Annotated in this window: 20 protein-coding genes; 12 read left to right on the top strand and 8 right to left on the bottom strand. The window is 68.6% G+C overall.

What is annotated here, in order from left to right:
• Positions 1–4 precede the first annotated feature (4 nt).
• Positions 5–655, bottom strand: coding sequence for a TIM44-related membrane protein TimA (gene timA, locus ACETK8_RS02105; RefSeq protein ID WP_374037867.1), 651 nt, complete (start codon positions 653–655; stop codon positions 5–7).
• Positions 656–895: 240 nt separating this feature from the next.
• Here timA and secB point away from each other — a divergent pair, with 240 nt between their 5' ends.
• Positions 896–1,390 carry a protein-export chaperone SecB gene (gene secB, locus ACETK8_RS02100; RefSeq protein ID WP_374037866.1) on the top strand — a complete coding sequence of 165 codons (495 nt, stop codon included), beginning with the start codon at positions 896–898 and terminating at the stop codon, positions 1,388–1,390.
• On the opposite strand, the gene dnaQ is transcribed toward secB, so the two are convergent.
• From dnaQ to ACETK8_RS02075, 5 genes are read right to left on the bottom strand one after another with little or no spacing between them, the layout of a single operon-like run.
• A complete protein-coding gene (gene dnaQ / locus ACETK8_RS02095) occupies positions 1,387–2,115 on the bottom strand; it encodes a DNA polymerase III subunit epsilon (protein WP_374037865.1) in 729 nt (242 codons plus the stop codon). The two genes, secB and dnaQ, sit on opposite strands and share 4 nt — an antisense overlap.
• Positions 2,116–2,121: 6 nt before the next feature.
• On the bottom strand, positions 2,122–2,763 hold the full coding sequence (gene coaE, locus ACETK8_RS02090) for a dephospho-CoA kinase (protein WP_374037864.1): 642 nt from the start codon (positions 2,761–2,763) through the stop codon (positions 2,122–2,124).
• The gene (locus ACETK8_RS02085) at positions 2,760–3,590 is read right to left on the bottom strand and encodes a shikimate dehydrogenase family protein (protein WP_374037863.1); all 831 of its coding nucleotides are present in this window, start codon (positions 3,588–3,590) and stop codon (positions 2,760–2,762) included. The genes coaE and ACETK8_RS02085 overlap by 4 nt, the downstream gene beginning before the upstream one ends.
• A complete protein-coding gene (locus tag ACETK8_RS02080) occupies positions 3,587–4,222 on the bottom strand; it encodes a Maf family protein (RefSeq protein WP_374037862.1) in 636 nt (211 codons plus the stop codon). The genes ACETK8_RS02085 and ACETK8_RS02080 overlap by 4 nt, the downstream gene beginning before the upstream one ends.
• The gene (locus ACETK8_RS02075) at positions 4,219–5,088 is read right to left on the bottom strand and encodes a pyruvate, water dikinase regulatory protein (RefSeq protein WP_374037861.1); all 870 of its coding nucleotides are present in this window, start codon (positions 5,086–5,088) and stop codon (positions 4,219–4,221) included. Before ACETK8_RS02075 ends, ACETK8_RS02080 begins: the two co-directional genes overlap by 4 nt.
• A 507-nt stretch (positions 5,089–5,595) precedes the next feature.
• On the opposite strand from ACETK8_RS02075, the gene hemE reads away from it, so the two are divergent.
• The 11 genes from hemE to ACETK8_RS02020 all read left to right on the top strand — a co-directional run bounded on the left by hemE (position 5,596) and on the right by ACETK8_RS02020 (position 16,307).
• Complete coding sequence (gene hemE / locus ACETK8_RS02070) at positions 5,596–6,633, top strand: uroporphyrinogen decarboxylase (protein ID WP_374037860.1); 1,038 nt, start codon at positions 5,596–5,598, stop codon at positions 6,631–6,633.
• A gap of 1 nt (position 6,634) precedes the next feature.
• Positions 6,635–7,696: a ferrochelatase gene (hemH, locus tag ACETK8_RS02065; protein WP_374037859.1), complete on the top strand. Its 1,062-nt coding sequence runs from the start codon at positions 6,635–6,637 to the stop codon at positions 7,694–7,696.
• Positions 7,693–8,157 (top strand): CopD family protein, encoded by a 465-nt coding sequence (locus ACETK8_RS02060; RefSeq protein WP_374037858.1) that lies wholly within the window; start codon positions 7,693–7,695, stop codon positions 8,155–8,157. The genes hemH and ACETK8_RS02060 overlap by 4 nt, the downstream gene beginning before the upstream one ends.
• A 412-nt stretch (positions 8,158–8,569) precedes the next feature.
• Positions 8,570–10,009 (top strand): transcription termination factor Rho, encoded by a 1,440-nt coding sequence (gene rho, locus ACETK8_RS02055; protein WP_374037857.1) that lies wholly within the window; start codon positions 8,570–8,572, stop codon positions 10,007–10,009.
• A gap of 129 nt (positions 10,010–10,138) precedes the next feature.
• Entirely contained in the window at positions 10,139–10,372 is a 234-nt protein-coding gene (locus tag ACETK8_RS02050) for a DUF6489 family protein (protein WP_374037856.1), read from the top strand.
• Positions 10,373–10,508: 136 nt separating this feature from the next.
• Positions 10,509–11,804 (top strand): tRNA uridine-5-carboxymethylaminomethyl(34) synthesis GTPase MnmE, encoded by a 1,296-nt coding sequence (gene mnmE / locus ACETK8_RS02045; RefSeq protein WP_374037855.1) that lies wholly within the window; start codon positions 10,509–10,511, stop codon positions 11,802–11,804.
• Between the two features lie 69 nt (positions 11,805–11,873).
• Positions 11,874–13,742: a tRNA uridine-5-carboxymethylaminomethyl(34) synthesis enzyme MnmG gene (gene mnmG, locus ACETK8_RS02040; protein WP_374037854.1), complete on the top strand. Its 1,869-nt coding sequence runs from the start codon at positions 11,874–11,876 to the stop codon at positions 13,740–13,742.
• Positions 13,742–14,371, top strand: a complete 630-nt coding sequence (rsmG, locus tag ACETK8_RS02035; RefSeq protein WP_374037853.1) for a 16S rRNA (guanine(527)-N(7))-methyltransferase RsmG — start codon at positions 13,742–13,744, stop codon at positions 14,369–14,371. Before mnmG ends, rsmG begins: the two co-directional genes overlap by 1 nt.
• A 1-nt stretch (position 14,372) precedes the next feature.
• Positions 14,373–15,188, top strand: coding sequence for a ParA family protein (locus ACETK8_RS02030; protein WP_374037852.1), 816 nt, complete (start codon positions 14,373–14,375; stop codon positions 15,186–15,188).
• A 22-nt stretch (positions 15,189–15,210) separates the two neighbouring features.
• Positions 15,211–16,101, top strand: a complete 891-nt coding sequence (locus tag ACETK8_RS02025; protein WP_374037851.1) for a ParB/RepB/Spo0J family partition protein — start codon at positions 15,211–15,213, stop codon at positions 16,099–16,101.
• Between the two features lie 26 nt (positions 16,102–16,127).
• Complete coding sequence (locus tag ACETK8_RS02020) at positions 16,128–16,307, top strand: hypothetical protein (RefSeq protein WP_374037850.1); 180 nt, start codon at positions 16,128–16,130, stop codon at positions 16,305–16,307.
• Between the two features lie 195 nt (positions 16,308–16,502).
• Here the strand turns inward: ACETK8_RS02020 and holA are convergent, their stop codons facing one another.
• Together holA and lptE are read right to left on the bottom strand one after the other, a co-directional pair.
• Positions 16,503–17,555: a DNA polymerase III subunit delta gene (gene holA, locus ACETK8_RS02015; protein WP_374037849.1), complete on the bottom strand. Its 1,053-nt coding sequence runs from the start codon at positions 17,553–17,555 to the stop codon at positions 16,503–16,505.
• Positions 17,552–18,022 carry an LPS assembly lipoprotein LptE gene (gene lptE, locus ACETK8_RS02010; protein ID WP_374037848.1) on the bottom strand — a complete coding sequence of 157 codons (471 nt, stop codon included), beginning with the start codon at positions 18,020–18,022 and terminating at the stop codon, positions 17,552–17,554. Before lptE ends, holA begins: the two co-directional genes overlap by 4 nt.
• Positions 18,023–18,143: the final 121 nt, after the last annotated feature.

The following is an 18,143-nucleotide window of genomic DNA, read 5'->3' as shown; positions in this document are numbered from 1 at the left end:
CCGGTCAGGCGGTGGCGGGTTCGACGCGGGCGAGGACCCAGTTGGGGTCGGCGGCGCCCAGGGTGCGTTCGAAGGTCCAGTGTTCGGCCGTGCGGCGTTCCTCGATACGCGGTTCGGACGCCGGAGCGCCGGGGGTGGCCTCGGCTTCCGGCAGGAGGATCTTGGAACGGATTTCGGCGAGGAAGCGGACCTTGGCGACGGCGCGGTCGCCCTCGGCGGAGGCCAGTTCCAGATCGGCGCGGGGCGTCTGGAGGAACTCGACCTGTTCGGTCTCGCCGCGCGTTTCGCGGGCGGCGATGCCGGTTTCGAAGGAATCGAGTACGGCGGGGGTCAGGAGCGGCTTCAGCGCGGCGCGATCGCCGGAGGCGTAGCCGCGCACGATGGTCTCATAGGCCTGGCGGGCGCCCTCGATGAACTTCACCGGGTCGAAGGCCGGGTCGCGGGCGCGCAGGGATGCGGCGGCGGCCAGGGTGGCGGCATCCAGGGCCGGGATCTTCACCGGCGCGTCCGGCCCGGCGGGGGCCGTGGGCAGGGCGGGGGTCTTGGCGTCCTCCTGCGGCTGACGACCGACCTTCTTGCCCAGCACATTGTAGAGCTGGAACAGGACGACGGCCGCGATCACGGCGAAGATGACGAGCGAGAACTGTACCGGCACGGGGTTTCCCTGGATGGCGTCCTGAATCCGGCCGAAGGGCCGGGTGCGTCGGACGCGACGATTACGGTCTGATATGGGCCGGCGCAAGGCGGCGCGCACCCCTGTCGCCTTGTGACATCCCGCCGCTACGTGACAAGCGACCTCGCTCAAGGCGGGAGCGGCCCAAAAAGTTGCGACAGGTCCGGGCGGATGCTAGTCGCCGCGCCTCATATCCTCGCCATCTTGAACGGCTCCGCTTCCATGACCGACGTTTCGCCCGCCGACGCCAACGGCGCCGCCCAGACCAACCAGGCCCCGGCTCCGGGCTTCCGCATCCTGGCCCAATTCGTCCGCGACCTGTCGTTCGAGAACCCCAGGGCGCCCGACAGCCTGCGGATGGACGGCAAGCCCGCCATCGACATGGGCGTGGAGCTGAACGCCCAGGGTCGTCCGGACGGTCTGTTCGAAGTCGACCTGAAGCTGTCGATCAAGGCCTCGCTGGAAAACGCTCCGGTCTTCCACGTCGAGCTCTTGTACGGCGGCCTGTTCCAGCTGACCGGCATTCCGGAAGCCGACATCGAGCCGATGCTGCTGATCGAATGCCCGCGCTATCTGTTCCCCTACGCCCGCGAGATCGTCGCCCGTGCGACGGCCGACGGCGGCTTCTACCCACCCTTCATGCTGGACCCGATCGACTTCGCCGGCATCTACACGGCGCGTCAGCAGCAGCAGGCGCAACAGGGCGGCGCGGCCTAAGCCGTTTCGGCCGCGGGTTCGACCTCGAGCCCGTAACCGGCCCAAAGGGTGCGATCCTTCAGGGTCGCCAGCAGGAAGGCGCGATGCGCCTCCACCTCTTCCGGATGGATGCGCGGCGTCAGCGGACGCGGGCGCGGCTGATAGCCGCCCGAGGCCGCATGGGCGGCGGCGGCCTGGGTCTGGCGGCCGCTGGAGAGATCCAGGCGGCGCTCCTTGCCGCCCTTCAGCTCCAGATAGACCTCGGCCAGCAGACGGGCGTCGATCAGGGCGCCGTGGAACGAGCGGTCGGCCAGCGAGACCTTGTAGCGTTTGCAGAGCGCATCCAGCGAGTTCGGCATGCCCGGCCACACCGTCTGGGCCAGCTGAAGCGTGTCGATCCAGCGCGCCTCGGGCAGGAGCGGATAGCCGCACCGGCCGTACTCGTGGTCGATGAAGTTGCGGTCGAACTGGGCGTTGTGGGCGATGACGGGCGCGTCGCCGATGAAGTCCGCCAGGTCGATCAGGATTTCGGCGAACTTTGGCGCATCCTTCACCTTGTCGTCGGTGATGCCGTGGACCCGGGTCGCGTCCGGCGGGATCGGGCGCTCCGGGTTGACGAAGCGGTGGAAGGTCCGGCCCGTCGGCAACAGGTCCATGATCTCGATACAGCCGACCTCGATCAGCCGGTCGCCCGTGCGCGGGTCGAAGCCGGTGGTTTCCGTATCGAGGACGATTTCGCGGGTCATGCCCTCTTAATGGGGGCGTTCGTCGCCTAGCGAAAGAGTCCGCACCGGCCGTTTCCAGCCCGGCGACAGAACCATCCCCACGATTTCCGCGACGCGGGCGCGGGCCGCCTCCAGTCCCCGGCCGGTGTCGATGACGAAGTCGGCGCGGCGGCGCTTTTCGTGGTCCGGCGTCTGGCGGGCCAGGATGGCCTCGAACCGTTCGACCGTCATGCCGGGGCGGGCGAGGACCCGGCGGCGCTGGGTTTCCGGATCGGCCGAGACCACGACCACCGCGTCCACGGCCTTGTCGCCCCCGGTCTCGAACAACAGGGGGATGTCCAGCACGGCCAGTCTCACGCCCTTCGCCCGCGCCGCCTCCAGATCGGCCGCGCGCCCGGCGGCGACCAGGGGGTGGACGATGGCCTCCAGCCGCTTGAACGCCTGATCGTCCCGGCCGAGCGCCTCGGCCAGCCGGGTGCGGTCCACGGCGCCGTCCACGATCACGCCCGGAAAGGCTTCGCCGATGGGTTCGACCGCCGCCCCGCCCTTCGCATAGAGGGAATGGACCGCGTCGTCGGCGTTCCAGACGACGGCGCCATGCTCGGCGAACATGGCGGTCGTGGTCGACTTGCCCATGCCGATGGAGCCGGTCAGGCCCAAGAGGATCACGCTGGCTCCCCCAGATGGGCCAGCAGGATGGGCCGGGGATCCAGATCAGGCGGGGCGACGCCGAAGATGGCCTGGAACGACGGGCCCGCCTGACCGATCAGCATGGCCAGACCGTCCACCGGGGTCAGGCCGGCGGCGCGGGCGTCCGCGAGAAACGGAGTGACCACGGGCTTGTAGGTCATGTCCATGACCACCGTGTCGGGCGACAGGCGGGTCAGGTCGATCTCGGGCCGCACCGTCAGGGCGTTGACGATCAGGGCCGCGCCGTCGAAGGCCGCCGGACCCTCGGCGACCGTGACGGTTCCGCCCAGATCGGCGGCCAGGGCCTCGGCCCGGTCGCGCGTGCGATTGACGATCCGGACCTCCGCGCCCGCGCCCGCAAGGGTCGCGGCCGCCGCCCGCGCCGCGCCGCCCGCGCCCAGCATGACCACCGCCGAGCCCTTCAGCGACAGGGCCGGCGCCTGGGTTTCCAGCGCCCACAGAAGGCCGAAGCCGTCGGCGCTGTCGGCCGCGACCTGGCCGTCCCGGAAGACGAGGATATTGGCCGAGCCGCTGGACCGGGCCGTCTCCGACGCCGTGTCGGACAGGGCATAGGCCTGTTCCTTGAAGGGGGCGGTGACGTTGACGCCGCTGAGCAGTCCCGCCCGCCCGGCCGCGACCAGGGCTTCGAACCCGGCCGGGTCCTTCGGCGAGAAGGCGACGTAGCTGGCGTCCATCCCGGCCGCCTCGATCCAGGCGTTGTGGATGACGGGGCTCAGCGAATGGGCGACGGGATTGCCGACGATGCCGGCGACCAAGACCCCGCCGGTGATGCGGGCCCGGCTCATGTCGCGATCACCCCGGCGCGACGCAGTTCGGCCAGGACGGGCCACAGCGGCATGCCCAGGACGGTGAAATAGTCGCCCTCGACCCGGTCGAAGAGCTGCGACCCCATGCCTTCGAGCCGATAACAGCCCACGGAACCCAGCAGACCTTCGCCTTCGGCTTCCAGATAGGCGTCCAGAAACTCGTCGGTGAACCGCCGCATGGTCATCCGCGCCGTATCCACGCCGGACCAGACCACCGCCCCGCCCCAGGCCAGGGCGACGCCGGAGTTCAGATGATGGGTGTGGCCGCGCATCTGCTGCAGCCGATGCCGCGCCTCGGCGAGGTCCTTGGCCTTGGAGACCATGCCCCCGTCGAAATCCAGGGTCTGGTCCGAGCCCAGGACCCAGGCCTCCGGATCGTGACGCGAGACCGCCAGCGCCTTGGCCCGGGCCAGTTCCAGCGCCAGTTCGGCCGGATCGATGCCGTCGAGCGAGGCCTTGATGGCGTCTTCGTCCACACCGGCGTCCATCGCTGTGTAGGGCACGCCCGCCCCGGTCAGCATGGCGCGGCGCGCGGCGCTGCGGGAGGCGAGGATCAGGCGTTCCCCGCGCTCAAGTAGCCCGACGGGCGGTAGCGCTTCAGAAGAGTTCACCAGGCCCCTCCCATCCGGCGCGTGCGCCGTTCGTTCAACAGGTTCAGGATGGCTGCCGCCGTCTCCTCGACCGAGCGGCGGGTCACGTCGATGGTCGGCCAGCCGCGCCGTTCGAAGGCGCGGCGCGCCTTGATCGTCTCGTCGCGCACCGCATCGGGCTCGACATAGTTGGACGCGTGATTGGCGTTCAGTCCGTCCAGACGGTTCCTGCGGATCTGCACCAGACGGTCCGGCGACACGGTCAGGCCCACGACCAGCGGATTCTTCAGCCCCACCAGACGCTCCCCGTCCTCCTGCCCCGGCACCAGGGGCACATTGGCCGCTCGCACCCCGCGATGGGCCAGATAGATGCAGGTCGGAGTCTTGGACGTCCGCGACACGCCGACCAGGACGACGTCGGCGCCTTCCAGCTGTTCGGCCGTGCCCTGACCGTCGTCATGGGCCATAGCGTAGTCCAGCGCGCTGATCCGGTTGAAATAGTCGTTGTCCAGGGCGTGCTGGGCGCCGACCCGCGTCGACAGGGCCGCCCCCAGATAGCGGCTGAGCGCTCCGACCAGCGGATCCAGCGCCCCGATGTGCGGCATGTCCAGCGCCCGGCAGCCTTCTTCCAACTGGGCCCTCAGGTCCCGGTCGACGATGGTGTGCAGCACCACCCCCGGCGCCGCCGCCACCTCGCCCAGCACCCGCTCCATCTGCTTCTCGGACCGGACCAGGGCATAGATGTGCTCGATCGGAATGACCCCGTCGAACCGAGCCGTCACCGCCTTGGCCATGGCGTTCAGCGTCTCGCCGGTCGAATCCGAGACCAGATGGACATGGAAATAGGTCGCCAGCCGCGACGCCCCCGCGGGCCTCGCCGGGCTCACTGCGGGACCCCGCAGAGGGAAAGGTTCAGCGGAACGGTGAGAATGGCGCGGAATCCTGTGGATCGGGGTGGGCGCCGCCAGCATCGGCCGGGGCGCCGAAATCTATAGCGCCGACCTCGTCTCCCGGCGAGCGGGGACGAAGGTGCAGGACTCAGCCGCTCCGGCCCCGGATTATCCAGCCCAAGCGAACCTGCCCTCGAACCGCTGGGGAAATGCTTAACGAAAGGTAAACGACCCCCAACCCAACCTCGGGTCAAACGCCCGGCCGGGCTCCCGGCCGTTAAGGGTTTGTTAAGGGTTGTGCCCGGTTTCCACAGGGCGCCATCCCGCCGTCGCGTCGTTATGGCGCGGCTTGGGAAAAGGGCTTTCGGCGTGGGGAGGAGGACCGTTCTGTCCCCGCCGTCCCGGGCCCAATCGACTACTTCTGATCTTTTCAAGATTCTTATCAGGACAAGAGGAAGGGTCGTGGGGTTGAGGGGATGCGCCCTTGGCCCTAGAGCCGGGGTCATGAGCACCACGCCTTCGTTGATCCGGGTCCTGCAGGGCGAGACCCTGGAGCGCCCGCCCGTCTGGTTCATGCGTCAGGCGGGGCGTTACCTGCCGGAGTATCGCGCTCTGCGAGCCGAGGCGCCGGACTTCATCGCCTTCTGCCTGAACCCGGAGATGGCGGCCGAGGCGACCCTGCAGCCGATGCGCCGGTTCGGCTTCGACGCGGCCATCGTCTTCGCCGACATCCTGCTGATCCCCCAGGCGCTCGGTCAGGACGTCTGGTTCGAGACGGGCGAGGGGCCGAAACTGGGCCTGATGCCGTCGCCGGGGGCCATGGCCGAAAAGGCCGAGGCCGCCGGATCGCATCTCTATCAGGTCGGCGAGACCCTGAGCCGGGTGCGGGCCGAGTTGGAGCCGGAGCGGGCCCTGATCGGGTTCGCCGGGGCGCCCTGGACCGTGGCCACCTATATGCTGGACGGCCACCACAACACGATCGGCAAGGGCGAGCGGGCGACGGCCCGGTCCTATGCCTATTCCGATCCGGACAAGGTCGGTGCGGTTCTGGACGCCCTGGTCGAGGCGACCGCCCGGTATCTGAAGATGCAGGCCGACGCCGGGGCCGACGCCCTGAAGATCTTCGAGAGCTGGGCGGAAGGTCTGCCGGACGACCTGTTCGAGCGTCTGGTCATGAAGCCGCACCAGAAGCTGGTCGCCCGCGTGCGGGAGCTGGGGGTCACCGTCCCCCTGATCGGCTTTCCGCGCGGATCGGCGCTGCATGCCGAACGCTATGCGCGTGAGGTCGATGTCCAGGGCGTGGCGCTGGATACCGCCTGTTCGCTGGAGCGCGGCCGGGAAGTGCAGAAGATCAAGCCGATCCAGGGCGCGCTGGATCCCCTGCTGCTGCGCGCCGGCGGCAAGGCGCTGGACGCCCGCGTCGATCAGCTGATGGAGGCCTGGGGCGCCCGGCCGTGGATCTTCAACCTGGGCCATGGCATCCTGCCTGACGTGCCGATCGACCATGTCGAGCGGGTGCTGAAACGCCTGGGAGCCCAGTAGGATGAGCGGTCGCCGCATCGCGGTGGTCCTGTTCAACCTGGGCGGACCCGATGACGCCGCCTCGGTTCGGCCCTTCCTGTTCAACCTGTTCAACGACCCGGCCATCATCGGCCTGCCCGGTTTCGCCCGCACGCCCCTGGCGAAGCTGATCTCGTCACGACGGGAGAAGAGCGCCCAGGCCAACTATGCGATGATGGACGCCGGCGGCGGTTCGCCCCTGAAGGCCGAGACGCGGAAACAGATGGCGGCTCTGGACGCCCGTCTGGCCGAGGCCCTACCGGGCGACGAGGTGAAGAGCTTCATCGCCATGCGCTACTGGCATCCGCTGACGGAAGAGACGGCCATCGACGTCGCCGCCTTCGGGCCGGACGAGGTGGTGTTGCTGCCCCTCTATCCCCAGTTCTCCACGACCACGACGGCCTCCTCGCTGAAAGCCTGGAAGTCCGCCTATGCCGGGTCGGGTCGGTCGCGCGCCGTCTGCTGCTATCCCCGCGCCGCCGGCTGGGTGGAAGCGCAGGGCGAGCTGATCCGCGAGAAACTGGCCGAGGCCGAACGCGATCATCCGGGTCGTCCCGTCCGCGTCCTCTTCAGCGCCCACGGCATCCCCGAGAAACTGGTCGAAAAGGGCGATCCCTATCAGGAGCAGGTGGAATCGACTGTGTCTGCGGTCGCCGAGGCCGCTGGATTGCAGGACTGGGCCATCTGCTATCAAAGCCGAGTCGGGCCGATGAAATGGCTGGGGCCCTCGACGCCCGAGGCCATCCAGACCGCTGCCGATGACGGCGTCGGGGTCGTGGTCGCCCCTATCGCCTTCGTCTCCGAACACATCGAGACCCTGGTCGAGCTGGATATCGAGTATCGCCACCTGGCTGAGAATCTCGGCGTTTCCCCCTATCTGCGGGCCCCGACGGTGGGCGTCGCCGGACCCTTCATCGAGGCCCTGGCCGGCGCCGTCGCCGACAGTCTGGGCCGGACCGGCTCGGCGCCCTATGGTCCCGGCTGTCAGGCCCGCCACAAGGCCTGCCCATTCCAGGCCGAGAGGGGCCAGGCGGAGGCCGCATGAACTGGTACGATCTGGCCCGGGGCCTTCACATCCTGGCCGTCATCGCCTGGATGGCCGGCATGCTCTTCCTGCCGCGCCTCTACGCCTATGACGCCGAGCAGAACGACAAGGCCGAGCCGCTGAAGTCGGAGATGCAGACCCTGCTGCGCCTGTGGCAGGCCCGGCTGCTGCGCATCATCGTCAACCCGGCCATGATCCTGGCCTTCGTCTTCGGTTTCTGGCTGATCCATCTGGATGTGCAGATGCGGGGCGCCGCCTTCCTGGCCGAGCCCTGGATGGTGACGAAGCTCATCGGCGTCTTCCTCCTGGCCGGCTGGCATGGCTTCCTCGCCGGTGAACGCAAGAAGATCGCCGCCGGGACCTCGACGAAGACCGGCCGCTTCTGGCGCATGACCAACGAGATCCCCTTCGTCCTGGCCATCATCATGGTGCTTTCGGTGACGACCGAGTGGACATTCTGACCAAGCCGTCTCCTCCCCGTCGCTTCGCGATGGGGAGGTGGCGCGGCCCTTCTTCAGGGCCGTGACGGAGGGGGCGAGGTGATGCCGAAGTAAGGGCTCGCAGTGCTCGTCCGTCGAAACCTGGTCGCCCCCTCCGTCAGCTCGCGAAGAGCTCGCCGCCACCTCCCCAGGCCTGCGGCCCGGGGAGGAGACATGTGGCGCCGCTTGACCCGGTGGGGCGTTTCGTGGTTCCGCTGACCCCGAGGCGTCGTTCGCGGCGCTGCCCTTCTCTTCGCGCCGACCGATCGCAGAGCCACTAGGCCGCCTTCGGACCCGACGCTCCCCCTCGGCCGCAAGGCCAAACGCTTCCCAGACGACCGCGCCTGACGTCCCTCGACGCCGGGCGACGAGCGCATGACACCCGAGTTCCGACATGACCGACGTCCGCGACACCGACAACACCGCCCCGGAATCCGAGACCCTTGGGGCCGAAGCGCTCGAGGGCCTGACCCCCACTGATGACTCTCAGGCCGACGGCGCCAACGACGCCGACGTGGCCGCCGACATCGGCGACGATGCCGAAGAGGACGGCGAACCCGTCGTCCCGTCCGGCCGCATCACGCTTCAGGAGCTGAACGACAAGACCCCGGTCGAGCTGGTCGCCTTCGCCGAACAGCTGGAGATCGAGAACGCCTCGAACCTGCGCAAACAGGATCTGCTGTTCGCCATCCTGAAGACCCTGGCCGATGAAGAGGTCGAGATCATCGCCTCCGGCACCCTGGAGATGCTGCCGGACGGCTTCGGCTTCCTGCGCTCGCCGGACGCCAACTACCTTCCGGGTCCGGACGATATCTATGTGTCGCCGTCCCAGATCCGCCGCTTCGGCCTGCGCTCGGGCGACACCGTCCACGGCGCCGTGCGCGGCCCCCGCGAGGGCGAGCGCTACTTCGCCCTGCTCAAGGTCGACACGATCAATTTCGAGGACCCGGAGACGGTCCGCACCAAGGTCAATTTCGACAACCTGACCCCGCTCTATCCCAACGAGCGGCTGACCATGGAAATCCAGGATCCGACCCTGCGGGACCGTTCGGGCCGGGTCATCGACATCGTCGCCCCGCTCGGCAAGGGCCAGCGCTGCCTGATCGTCGCCCCGCCGCGCGTCGGCAAGACGGTCATGCTGCAGAACATCGCCAAGTCGATCGAGGCCAACCACCCCGAGGTCTCGCTGATCGTCCTCCTGATCGACGAACGCCCGGAAGAAGTCACCGACATGCAGCGCACCGTGAAGGGCGAGGTCGTGGCCTCCACCTTCGACGAGCCGGCCACCCGCCACGTCGCCGTCGCCGAGATGGTGATCGAAAAGGCCAAGCGCCTGGTCGAGCACAAGAAGGACGTCGTCATCCTGCTGGACTCGGTCACCCGTCTGGGCCGGGCCTACAACGCCACCGTCCCGTCGTCGGGCAAGGTCCTGACCGGCGGCGTCGACGCCAACGCCCTGCAGCGTCCGAAACGCTTCTTCGGCGCCGCGCGGAACGTGGAGGAGGGCGGTTCGCTGACCATCATCGCCACCGCCCTGATCGACACCGGCTCGCGCATGGACGAGGTGATCTTCGAAGAGTTCAAGGGCACCGGTAACTCGGAAATCGTCCTGGACCGCAAGGTCGCCGACAAGCGCATCTTCCCGGCCATCGACGTGCTGAAGTCCGGCACCCGCAAGGAAGAGCTGATCACGCCGAAGGACCAGCTGACCAAGACCTATGTGCTGCGTCGCATCCTGAACCCGATGGGCCCGCAGGACGCCATCGAGTTCCTGCTCGACAAGCTGCGCCAGTCCAAGAACAACGGCGACTTCTTCCAGTCGATGAACACATGATGTGGGCCCTAACGCCTCGGACGCGGTCCGAGGCTGCTTGAGGGCGGTTTCTCAAGTAGCCTGACGCCGCGCGTCAGGCGTTGGAAACACCAGGAATGTTGTTTCACGTGAAACACGGAGAGATGTCCCATGAAGGTCAATGTCGAGATCGACTGCACCCCGGCCGAGGCGCGCGCCTTTCTGGGCCTGCCCGACGTCGCGCCTCTGAACGACCATCTGGTCGCCGAGATGCAGAAGCGGATGGACGCCAACATCTCCGCCATGCAGCCCGAGGAGCTGATGAAGAACTGGGCCAGCTTCGGCATGGCCGCCCAGGACCAGTTCCGCCAGTTGATGCAGGCCGCGGTGACCACGCCGAAGTGAACCCCATGTCTCCTCCCCACGCAGTGGGGAGGGGGACCACGAAGTGGTGGAGGGGTTCTGGGTGCACGCAGAACCCCTCCGTCTCTCCGCTTCGCTCCGAGCCTCCTCCCCATGACATGGGGAGGAGACCTCTTCCATGACCGACACCGTCTTCGCCCTCGCCACCCCTCCGGGTCGCGGGGCTATCGCGATCATCCGCCTCTCCGGCCCCCAGACCGACGCGGCCCTCACCAACCTCGGCGCGCCGAACCTCAAGCCGCGCGTCGCGTCTCTCCGAACCCTGCGCCACGACGGCGCCGTGCTCGACCAGGCTCTGGTTCTCCGCTTCCCCGGCCCAAACTCCTACACGGGCGAGGACTGCGCCGAGCTCCACCTGCACGGCGGTCGGGCGGTCATCGACGTCATCTCCTCTGCTCTGATCGGCTTGGGCCTCCGCCCGGCCGACCCCGGCGAGTTCACCCGTCGCGCCTTCGAGAACGGCCGCATGGACCTGGCCCAGGCCGAGGCGGTCGCCGACCTGATCGACGCTGAAACCTCCGCCCAGGCCTCACAGGCGCTCGGCCAGCTCGACGGCGCCCTCAGCCAGACCTATGCCGGCTTCCGCCGCGACCTCCTGACGGCCCTGGCCCTGGTCGAGGCCGAGATCGACTTTCCGGACGAGGAACTGCCCGACCATCTGGCCCAGACGGCGGGGCCCGTCCTCGACGCCCTGACCGCCGACCTGAACGCGGCGCTCGCCGACGCCGATCGGGGTCGTCGGGTCCGGGAGGGCTATCGCATCGTCCTGATCGGCGAGACCAACGCCGGCAAGTCCGCCCTGTTCAACGCCCTGGTCGCGCGTGAGGCGGCCATCGTCACCCCCATCGCCGGGACGACGCGCGACGTGCTGGACGCCGACCTGATCATCGGCGGCTATGCCGTGACCCTGTCCGACACGGCGGGTCTGCGCGAGTCTGAGGACGTCGTCGAGGCCGAAGGCATCCGCCGGGCCCGCGCCCGCGCCGAGGCCGCCGATCTCCGTCTTTGGGTCCGCGCCCCCGGTGATCCCGAGGGCGCCGCCGCCGACTTCTTCCGACAGGAGGACTTTGTCGTCTGGACCAAGGCCGACCTCGGAGCGACGGGGGAGGGTGGTTACCGCGTCAGCTCGGTTTCCGGCGAGGGGCTTAAGGCGCTGCACGACGCCTTGGCAGAGCGTCTCGCTCGCGACCTGTCGGGCGCCGACTTCCCGGCGGTCACACGCGAGCGTCACCGCCGTCGTCTGGTCGAGGCGGTCGAGGCGGTTCGGATCGCCCGCACCCATCTGACGACCGCGCCGGAGCTGGCGGGTGACGACCTCCGCCGCGCCGCCGATGCGCTCGGCAGAGTGACGGGCGCTATCGGGGTCGAAGACATTCTCGGCGAGGTCTTTTCCACCTTCTGCATCGGAAAGTGATCGGCCGATGTTTCACGTGAAACACCGCCTTGGTGGCGGGCAGACCTGTTTTGGACTATGTCCCCGCCCATGAGCTCCCACTCTTCCTTCGACGTCATCGTGATCGGCGGCGGCCATGCCGGCTGCGAGGCCGCGGCGGCCTCTGCGCGCGCCGGCGCTCGCACCCTGCTGCTGACCCAGAAGCTCGAGACCATCGGCGAGATGAGCTGCAACCCGGCCATCGGCGGCCTGGGCAAGGGCCATCTCGTGCGCGAGATCGATGCGCTGGATGGGCTGATGGGCCGTCTCGGCGACAAGGCCGGGATCCAGTTCCGCCTGCTGAACCGCTCCAAGGGCGCTGCCGTGCGCGGTCCTCGCAGCCAGATCGACCGCCGCCTGTACCGCGAGGCCATGCAGGCCGAACTGGCCGACTATCCCAACCTGACCCTGATGGGCGGTACGGCTGAAAGCCTGATCCTGGACGGCGACCGAGTCGTCGGCGTCGTGACGGGGGAGGGCGTCGAGCTGCGCGCCGGAGCCGTGGTCCTGACGACCGGCACCTTCCTGAACGGCGTCATCCATCGCGGCGACGAGCGGATTCCCGCCGGTCGTCATGGCGAGGCGCCCTCCACCGGCCTTGCCGCCGACCTCTATGGATCCGGCCTGCAGATGGGCCGCCTCAAGACCGGCACCCCCGCCCGTCTGGACGGCCGCACCATTGCCTGGGACCGGCTGGAGATGCAGGAGGCCGATGCCGACCCCGTGCCCTTCAGCTTCCTGACCGACCGCATCGACGTGCCCCAGATCGCCTGCGGCATCACGATGACGACGGAGCACACACACGCGATTATCGCAGCCAATCTCGGCGAGAGCGCCGTCTATGGCGGCAAGGCGACCGGCGTCGGCCCGCGCTATTGCCCCTCCATCGAGGACAAGGTCGTCCGCTTCGCCGACAAGACCTCGCACCAGGTCTTCCTGGAGCCCGAGGGTCTGGACGATCCGACCGTCTATCCGAACGGCATTTCCACCTCGGTCTCGCCGGAGACTCAGATGGCTTTCCTCCGAACCATGCCGGGGCTGGAGGTGGTCGAGGTGTTCCGCTTCGGCTATGCGATCGAGTACGACTACGTCGATCCGCGCGAGCTGAGCCCGGCCCTGGAGGTCAAGCGACGTCCGGGGCTCTATCTGGCCGGTCAGATCAACGGTACGACCGGGTATGAGGAGGCGGGCGCTCAAGGGTTGATCGCCGGTCTGAACGCCGCCCGCGCCGCCGCCGGATCTTCGGAAATCGTTCTGGGGCGGGACCAGGCCTATATCGGCGTCATGATCGACGATCTGGTCACACGCGGTGTGACCGAGCCCTACCGCATGTTCACCAGCCGGGCCGAGTACAGGTTGACTCTGCGCGCCGACAACGCCGATCAACGGTTGACGCCGCTTGGGATCGAGGCTGGGATCGTCTCGTCGGAGCGTCGCTCCGCCTTTGAGGCCAAGTCCGCGATGCTGGCCGAGGCCACGGCCCTCGCTCGCGACACCCGCTACACTCCGAACGAGGCCCAGGCGCTCGGCATCGCCGTCAACGCCGACGGCCAACGCCGGTCCATGCGCGACCTGCTCGCCTATCCCGGCGTCGACCTGACCGCTTTCGAGAGCGCCCACACCGAGATCCGCGACTGGACCCCGGCCGTGCGTGAACAGGTCGAGATCGATGCGGGCTATGCCGGCTATCTGGACCGCCAGAACGCCGACGCCGAAGCCCTGCGCCGCGAGGAGGCCCTGACCCTTCCGGCCAATCTCGACTACGCGGCCATCGGCGGCCTGTCGCACGAGGTGCGGGAGAAGCTGTCTCTCGTCCAGCCGCGCACGCTCGGCCAGGCCGGTCGCATCGAGGGCGTGACCCCCGGCGCACTGACGGCCCTGCTGTCGCACGTGAAGAAGTCCGCGGCGGTCGCCGCCTGATGACCGCAGACGAATTCCAGGCCCTGACCGGCGCCGCGCCGGAGCGGATGGCCGAGCTCGAACGCTTCCTCGTCCTGCTGACCGAGGGTAATGACGTCATGAACCTGGTCGGGCCGGACACCATTCCCGACTTCTGGAACCGTCATGCCTGGGACTCGGCCCAGCTGCTGGACAAGGCCGGGTTCGCCCGGACCTGGGCCGACCTCGGCGCCGGCGCCGGTTTCCCCGGTCTGATCCTGGCCATCCTGTCGAAGGGCAGGCCGGACGCCCACGTCTGGCTGATCGACTCGCTGCAGAAACGCTGCCGCTTCCTCCAGACCGTGGTCGATGAGCTGTCCCTGCCGGCCACCGTCGTCTGGGGCCGGGCCGAGGAACAGGCGATCAAGGTCGACGTCGTCACGGCCCGCGCCGTCGCTCCGATGGAAAAACTGCTGGGTTATGCACAGCCCTACCTCTCTCGCGGTGCACAAGGTCTGTTTCTCAAGGGAGAGAAGGCCGAGCAGGAGTTGAAGGACGCCGCGAAAGCTTGGCATGTGGACGCCGAACTCACGGTCTCGCGCAGCGATCCGAGAGGCCGAATCGTGACAGTCCGGAGCCTGAAATCCCGTGGTCCCCAGCAACGTGGTTAGTATGACCAAGTCATCCCCGAAGAAGGCTCCGCGCGTCCTGGCGGTCTCGAACCAGAAGGGCGGGGTGGGCAAGACCACGACCGCGATCAACCTCGGCACGGCCCTGGCCGCCATCGGCGAGAAGGTCCTGATTGTGGACATGGACCCCCAGGGCAATGCCAGCACAGGTCTGGGTGTTCCACGTGAAACACGACGGATCACCATCTATGACGTGATCGTCGACGGTCGGTCCGTGCATGACGCGGCGGTCAAGACGGCCGTACCGGGTCTCGACATCATCCCCGCCGACGCCGACATGTCGGGCGTGGAAATCGAGCTGTCGCAGGCCGATCGTCGCTCCTATCGCCTGCGCGACGCCCTGGCCGCCCAGACCCAGAACGGTCAGACCGGGTATGACTATGTCCTGATCGACTGCCCGCCGTCGCTGAACCTGCTGACGCTGAACGCCATGGCCGCCGCCGACGGCGTCCTGGTCCCGCTGCAATGCGAGTTCTTCGCGCTCGAGGGTCTGACGCAGTTGATGAAGACGATCGACATGGTGCGTCAATCATTGAATCCGACCCTCGAGATCCAGGGTCTGGTCCTGACCATGTTCGACCGCAGGAACGCCCTGTCGGGACAGGTCGCCGCAGACGTCCGCGCCCACTTCGGGGACAAGGTCTATGAGGCCGTGATCCCCCGCAACGTCCGGGTTTCGGAGGCGCCGTCCTTCGGCAAGCCCGTCCTGATCTACGATCTGAAATGCACCGGCAGCCAGGCCTACCTGCGTCTCGCCAAGGAGGTCGTCGGTCGCGAACGCCGCCGCCTCGCCGCCTGAATAACCACTACGGAATCTGAGTTTGTCTGAACGTCAAAGAGGTCTGGGCCGCGGCCTGTCCGCCCTGATGGGTGAGCCCGTCGCCGAGGCCGTGCCGGTCGCACCGGGCGCCGAACTGCCCACGGGCGTCATGTCCGTGCCGATCGAGAGCCTGAAGCCCAACCCCGATCAGCCGCGCAAGGTCTTCACCAAGGAAGACCACGAGGAACTGACCCAGTCGATCCGCGACAAGGGGGTCCTGCAGCCGATCCTGGTGCGTCAGCAGCCGGGCGAGGACGGGGTCTGGCAGATCATCGCCGGCGAACGCCGCTGGCGTGCGTCCCAGGCCGCTCGCCTGACCCAGGTGCCGATCATCGTCCGCGAGATGGACGACCTGGAGGTGCTGGAAGTCGCCATCATCGAGAACGTCCAGCGCGCCGATCTGAACCCGCTGGAAGAGGCTGCGGCCTATGGCGTCCTGATGGAGCGGTTCGGCCGGACCCAGGACGCGGTCGCCGGCATCGTCGGCAAGTCGCGCAGCCATGTCGCCAACACCCTTCGCCTGACCCAGCTGACGCCGGGCGCGCGCCAGCATGTTCTGGAGGGCCGTCTGTCGGCCGGCCACGCGCGGGCCCTGCTGACGGCGAAGGATCCCGACGCCCTGGCCGACCAGATCGTCGATCAGGGGCTGAACGTCCGCCAGACCGAGGCCCTGGCCCGCAAGTCGCAGGACGAGCCCAAGCCCAAGGCGGCCAAGGCCGGGGGCGGGCAGGGCGAGGCCTCGCCCGACATCGCGGCCCTGGAACAGGACCTGACCGATGCGCTGGGCCTGAAGGTTTCGCTGTCCGACAAGGGCGGCAAGGGCGAGCTGACGCTGACCTACGCCGATCTGGAGCAGCTGGACGACCTCTGCCGTCGTCTGATGCGCGCCTGAGGGCCGTCTGTGCTAGGGTCTCGGGCATGACCGACACGCCCGAGACCCCCGCCGAAGCCCTGAAACGCGTTCTGGCGGCCAAGCAAGCTTCAAACAAACAGGGCGGCCCGGCCTTCAAGCCCGGCCAGCACCCGGAGAAGTCCGCCGCCCACAAGAGCGCGGCCCTGGCCAAGCCGGCGTTCCGCAAGGCGTCGAAGCGGGGGTGATGCTGGCCCTCTCCCCTTGCGGGAGAGGGAGCCGGCGCACGAGCGCGAAGCGATCGTCCTTGCGCCGTCGGGTGAGGGGTGAAACTCGCTTTGACCGACAAGCCGCATGTTTGACGTATCTCGTCTGCGTCGTCGTACCCCTCATCCGTCGGGCTTCGCCCGCCACCTTCTCCCGCAAGGGGAGAAGGGAAGGGACTAGAGCCCCAACCGACGCGCCCGCGCCGCGATCTCCAGAAGGAGACGTTCCGCAATCAGGTGCTCCGGCATCCCGGTCGTCTTGGTCGCGACGTCGGCCGTGTTGACGCTGTCCTGGACGATGTCGAGGTCTTCCAGACGCCAGGCGCGGGCCTGACGCAGCATCTCGTTCTCCTGTTTCCAGAAGACGCCGGCGGCCTTGGCGGCCTCCTTGGCGCCGGAGCCGTTGGCCTGGAGCACATTGATGCGGCGGAGCTTGCCGAGATGGATCGAGGCCGAGCGCACGGCCATGACGGCGCTTTCGCCCTCGGCCAGGGCGCGGCGAAGGCCCCCTTGGGCCGGGGCCGGCCGGCCGCCGAAGGCCTGGAGCGCGGCGTCGGACAAGGAGGCGTCGGCCTCGACGCCCAGATGGGCCTCCAGTTCCTCGACGTCGATAGTGCGACCGGAGCCCGGGCCGACATAGAGGGCCAGCCGTTCGATCTCCTGGCGCATCAGGCCGCGTTCGCGGGGAAGGCGGGCGACGAAAACCTGAAGGGCGTCGGTGGTCAGGCCGACCTTGTCCACGGCCAGGGCCTCCCGCGTCATGCGGGCGATGTCGCCGGCCTCGTCCTCATAGCAGGCGATGCCGACCGAGCCCTTGCCGGCCTCGGCGGCCTTCCGCAGGGCGGATTCGCGGCCGAGCGCCCCGGCCTCGACCACCAGCATGCAGTCGGGGTTGAAGCCGCCGTCGGCGTGGGTCTTCAGCGCCGCCGCCAGCATCTTGTCGACCGAGGCCTTGTCGCCGCCCAGACGCACGCGGACCAGACGACGGCCGCCGATCATGCTGAGCGCCGTCAGGGCCTCCTCCAGCTTCGCCTCGTCGCCGTCGATGTCCGAGTCGGTCAGCAGGGTGACGTTGAACGGGTCGTTCAGGTCGGGCGTGATCGCCTTGCACAGGATCTCGGCCCGCTCGGCCACGCCGGAGCGGTCCTTGCCGTGGATGACGGCGGCGCGGATCCCGGCGTCGGGCTTCGCCAGGAAGCGGTCCACCTCGGGCCGCTTGGCCAGGATCATGGCGCGGTCGAGAGCGCCCGCATCAGATCGACGCGGATCAGCCGGGCCAGTTCGGCCGCGGCCCGCTCCTCGCCGTCCTGCTGGGCCGCGATGGCGGCATAGGGCTGGTCGGCGGCGGCGTAGGTGGTGGTCACCGCCTCCGTCCCGGTCAGGGGCGCCCCACCCGACACCGGCGTCAGGGTCCAGGCCCCGCGCACGGTCAGTTCATAGCGGGTGGCCGTGTCGTCGATCCGGCGGCCGAGCGGGCGGCGGTTCTGCTGCACCACCGTCTCGAGCCGATAGAGGGGCGCCGCGCCGCGATCCCAGCCGAGGGCGTCCTCCAGCTGCTCGCGCAGCCGATAGCCGAGCCGGTTGTCCTGGGTCGTCACGGCGATCCGCGTCAGGGCCGGAGAACCACCGGCGTCGCCATACAGAGGCGTGAATCCGCAGGCGGACACCAGGGTCGCGAGCGCAAGGCCGATGACCACTGCTCCCTTCCCCTGGAGGGGGAAGGGCCGGGGATGGGGTGGAGGCAGGATATCAGAGGGACGCTTCAACACCCGGTCTCCTTGATGCACCGGCGACGACCGGGTGAACGCGCCTCATCGG

It is taken from the genome of Brevundimonas staleyi (assembly GCF_041893865.1).
GTDB classification, from domain to species: Bacteria; Pseudomonadota; Alphaproteobacteria; order Caulobacterales; family Caulobacteraceae; genus Brevundimonas; species Brevundimonas staleyi.
The sequence above is the reverse complement of the archived record's forward strand: the minus strand, read 5'-3'. Positions and strand labels throughout refer to the sequence as shown.

Excerpts from the sequence above, each read along its gene's own strand:
- mnmG (WP_374037854.1), top strand. The coding sequence starts at position 11,874 with ATGAGCTCCCACTCTTCCTTCGACGTCATCGTGATCGGCGGCGGCCAT.
- mnmE (WP_374037855.1), top strand. The coding sequence starts at position 10,509 with ATGACCGACACCGTCTTCGCCCTCGCCACCCCTCCGGGTCGCGGGGCT.
- dnaQ (WP_374037865.1), bottom strand. The coding sequence starts at position 2,115 with ATGACCCGCGAAATCGTCCTCGATACGGAAACCACCGGCTTCGACCCG.
- ACETK8_RS02050 (WP_374037856.1), top strand. The coding sequence starts at position 10,139 with ATGAAGGTCAATGTCGAGATCGACTGCACCCCGGCCGAGGCGCGCGCC.
- hemH (WP_374037859.1), top strand. The coding sequence starts at position 6,635 with ATGAGCGGTCGCCGCATCGCGGTGGTCCTGTTCAACCTGGGCGGACCC.
- holA (WP_374037849.1), bottom strand. The coding sequence starts at position 17,555 with ATGATCCTGGCCAAGCGGCCCGAGGTGGACCGCTTCCTGGCGAAGCCC.
- ACETK8_RS02085 (WP_374037863.1), bottom strand. The coding sequence starts at position 3,590 with ATGAGCCGGGCCCGCATCACCGGCGGGGTCTTGGTCGCCGGCATCGTC.
- ACETK8_RS02030 (WP_374037852.1), top strand. The coding sequence starts at position 14,373 with ATGACCAAGTCATCCCCGAAGAAGGCTCCGCGCGTCCTGGCGGTCTCG.
- rho (WP_374037857.1), top strand. The coding sequence starts at position 8,570 with ATGACCGACGTCCGCGACACCGACAACACCGCCCCGGAATCCGAGACC.
- secB (WP_374037866.1), top strand. The coding sequence starts at position 896 with ATGACCGACGTTTCGCCCGCCGACGCCAACGGCGCCGCCCAGACCAAC.
- rsmG (WP_374037853.1), top strand. The coding sequence starts at position 13,742 with ATGACCGCAGACGAATTCCAGGCCCTGACCGGCGCCGCGCCGGAGCGG.
- hemE (WP_374037860.1), top strand. The coding sequence starts at position 5,596 with ATGAGCACCACGCCTTCGTTGATCCGGGTCCTGCAGGGCGAGACCCTG.
- ACETK8_RS02060 (WP_374037858.1), top strand. The coding sequence starts at position 7,693 with ATGAACTGGTACGATCTGGCCCGGGGCCTTCACATCCTGGCCGTCATC.
- ACETK8_RS02020 (WP_374037850.1), top strand. The coding sequence starts at position 16,128 with ATGACCGACACGCCCGAGACCCCCGCCGAAGCCCTGAAACGCGTTCTG.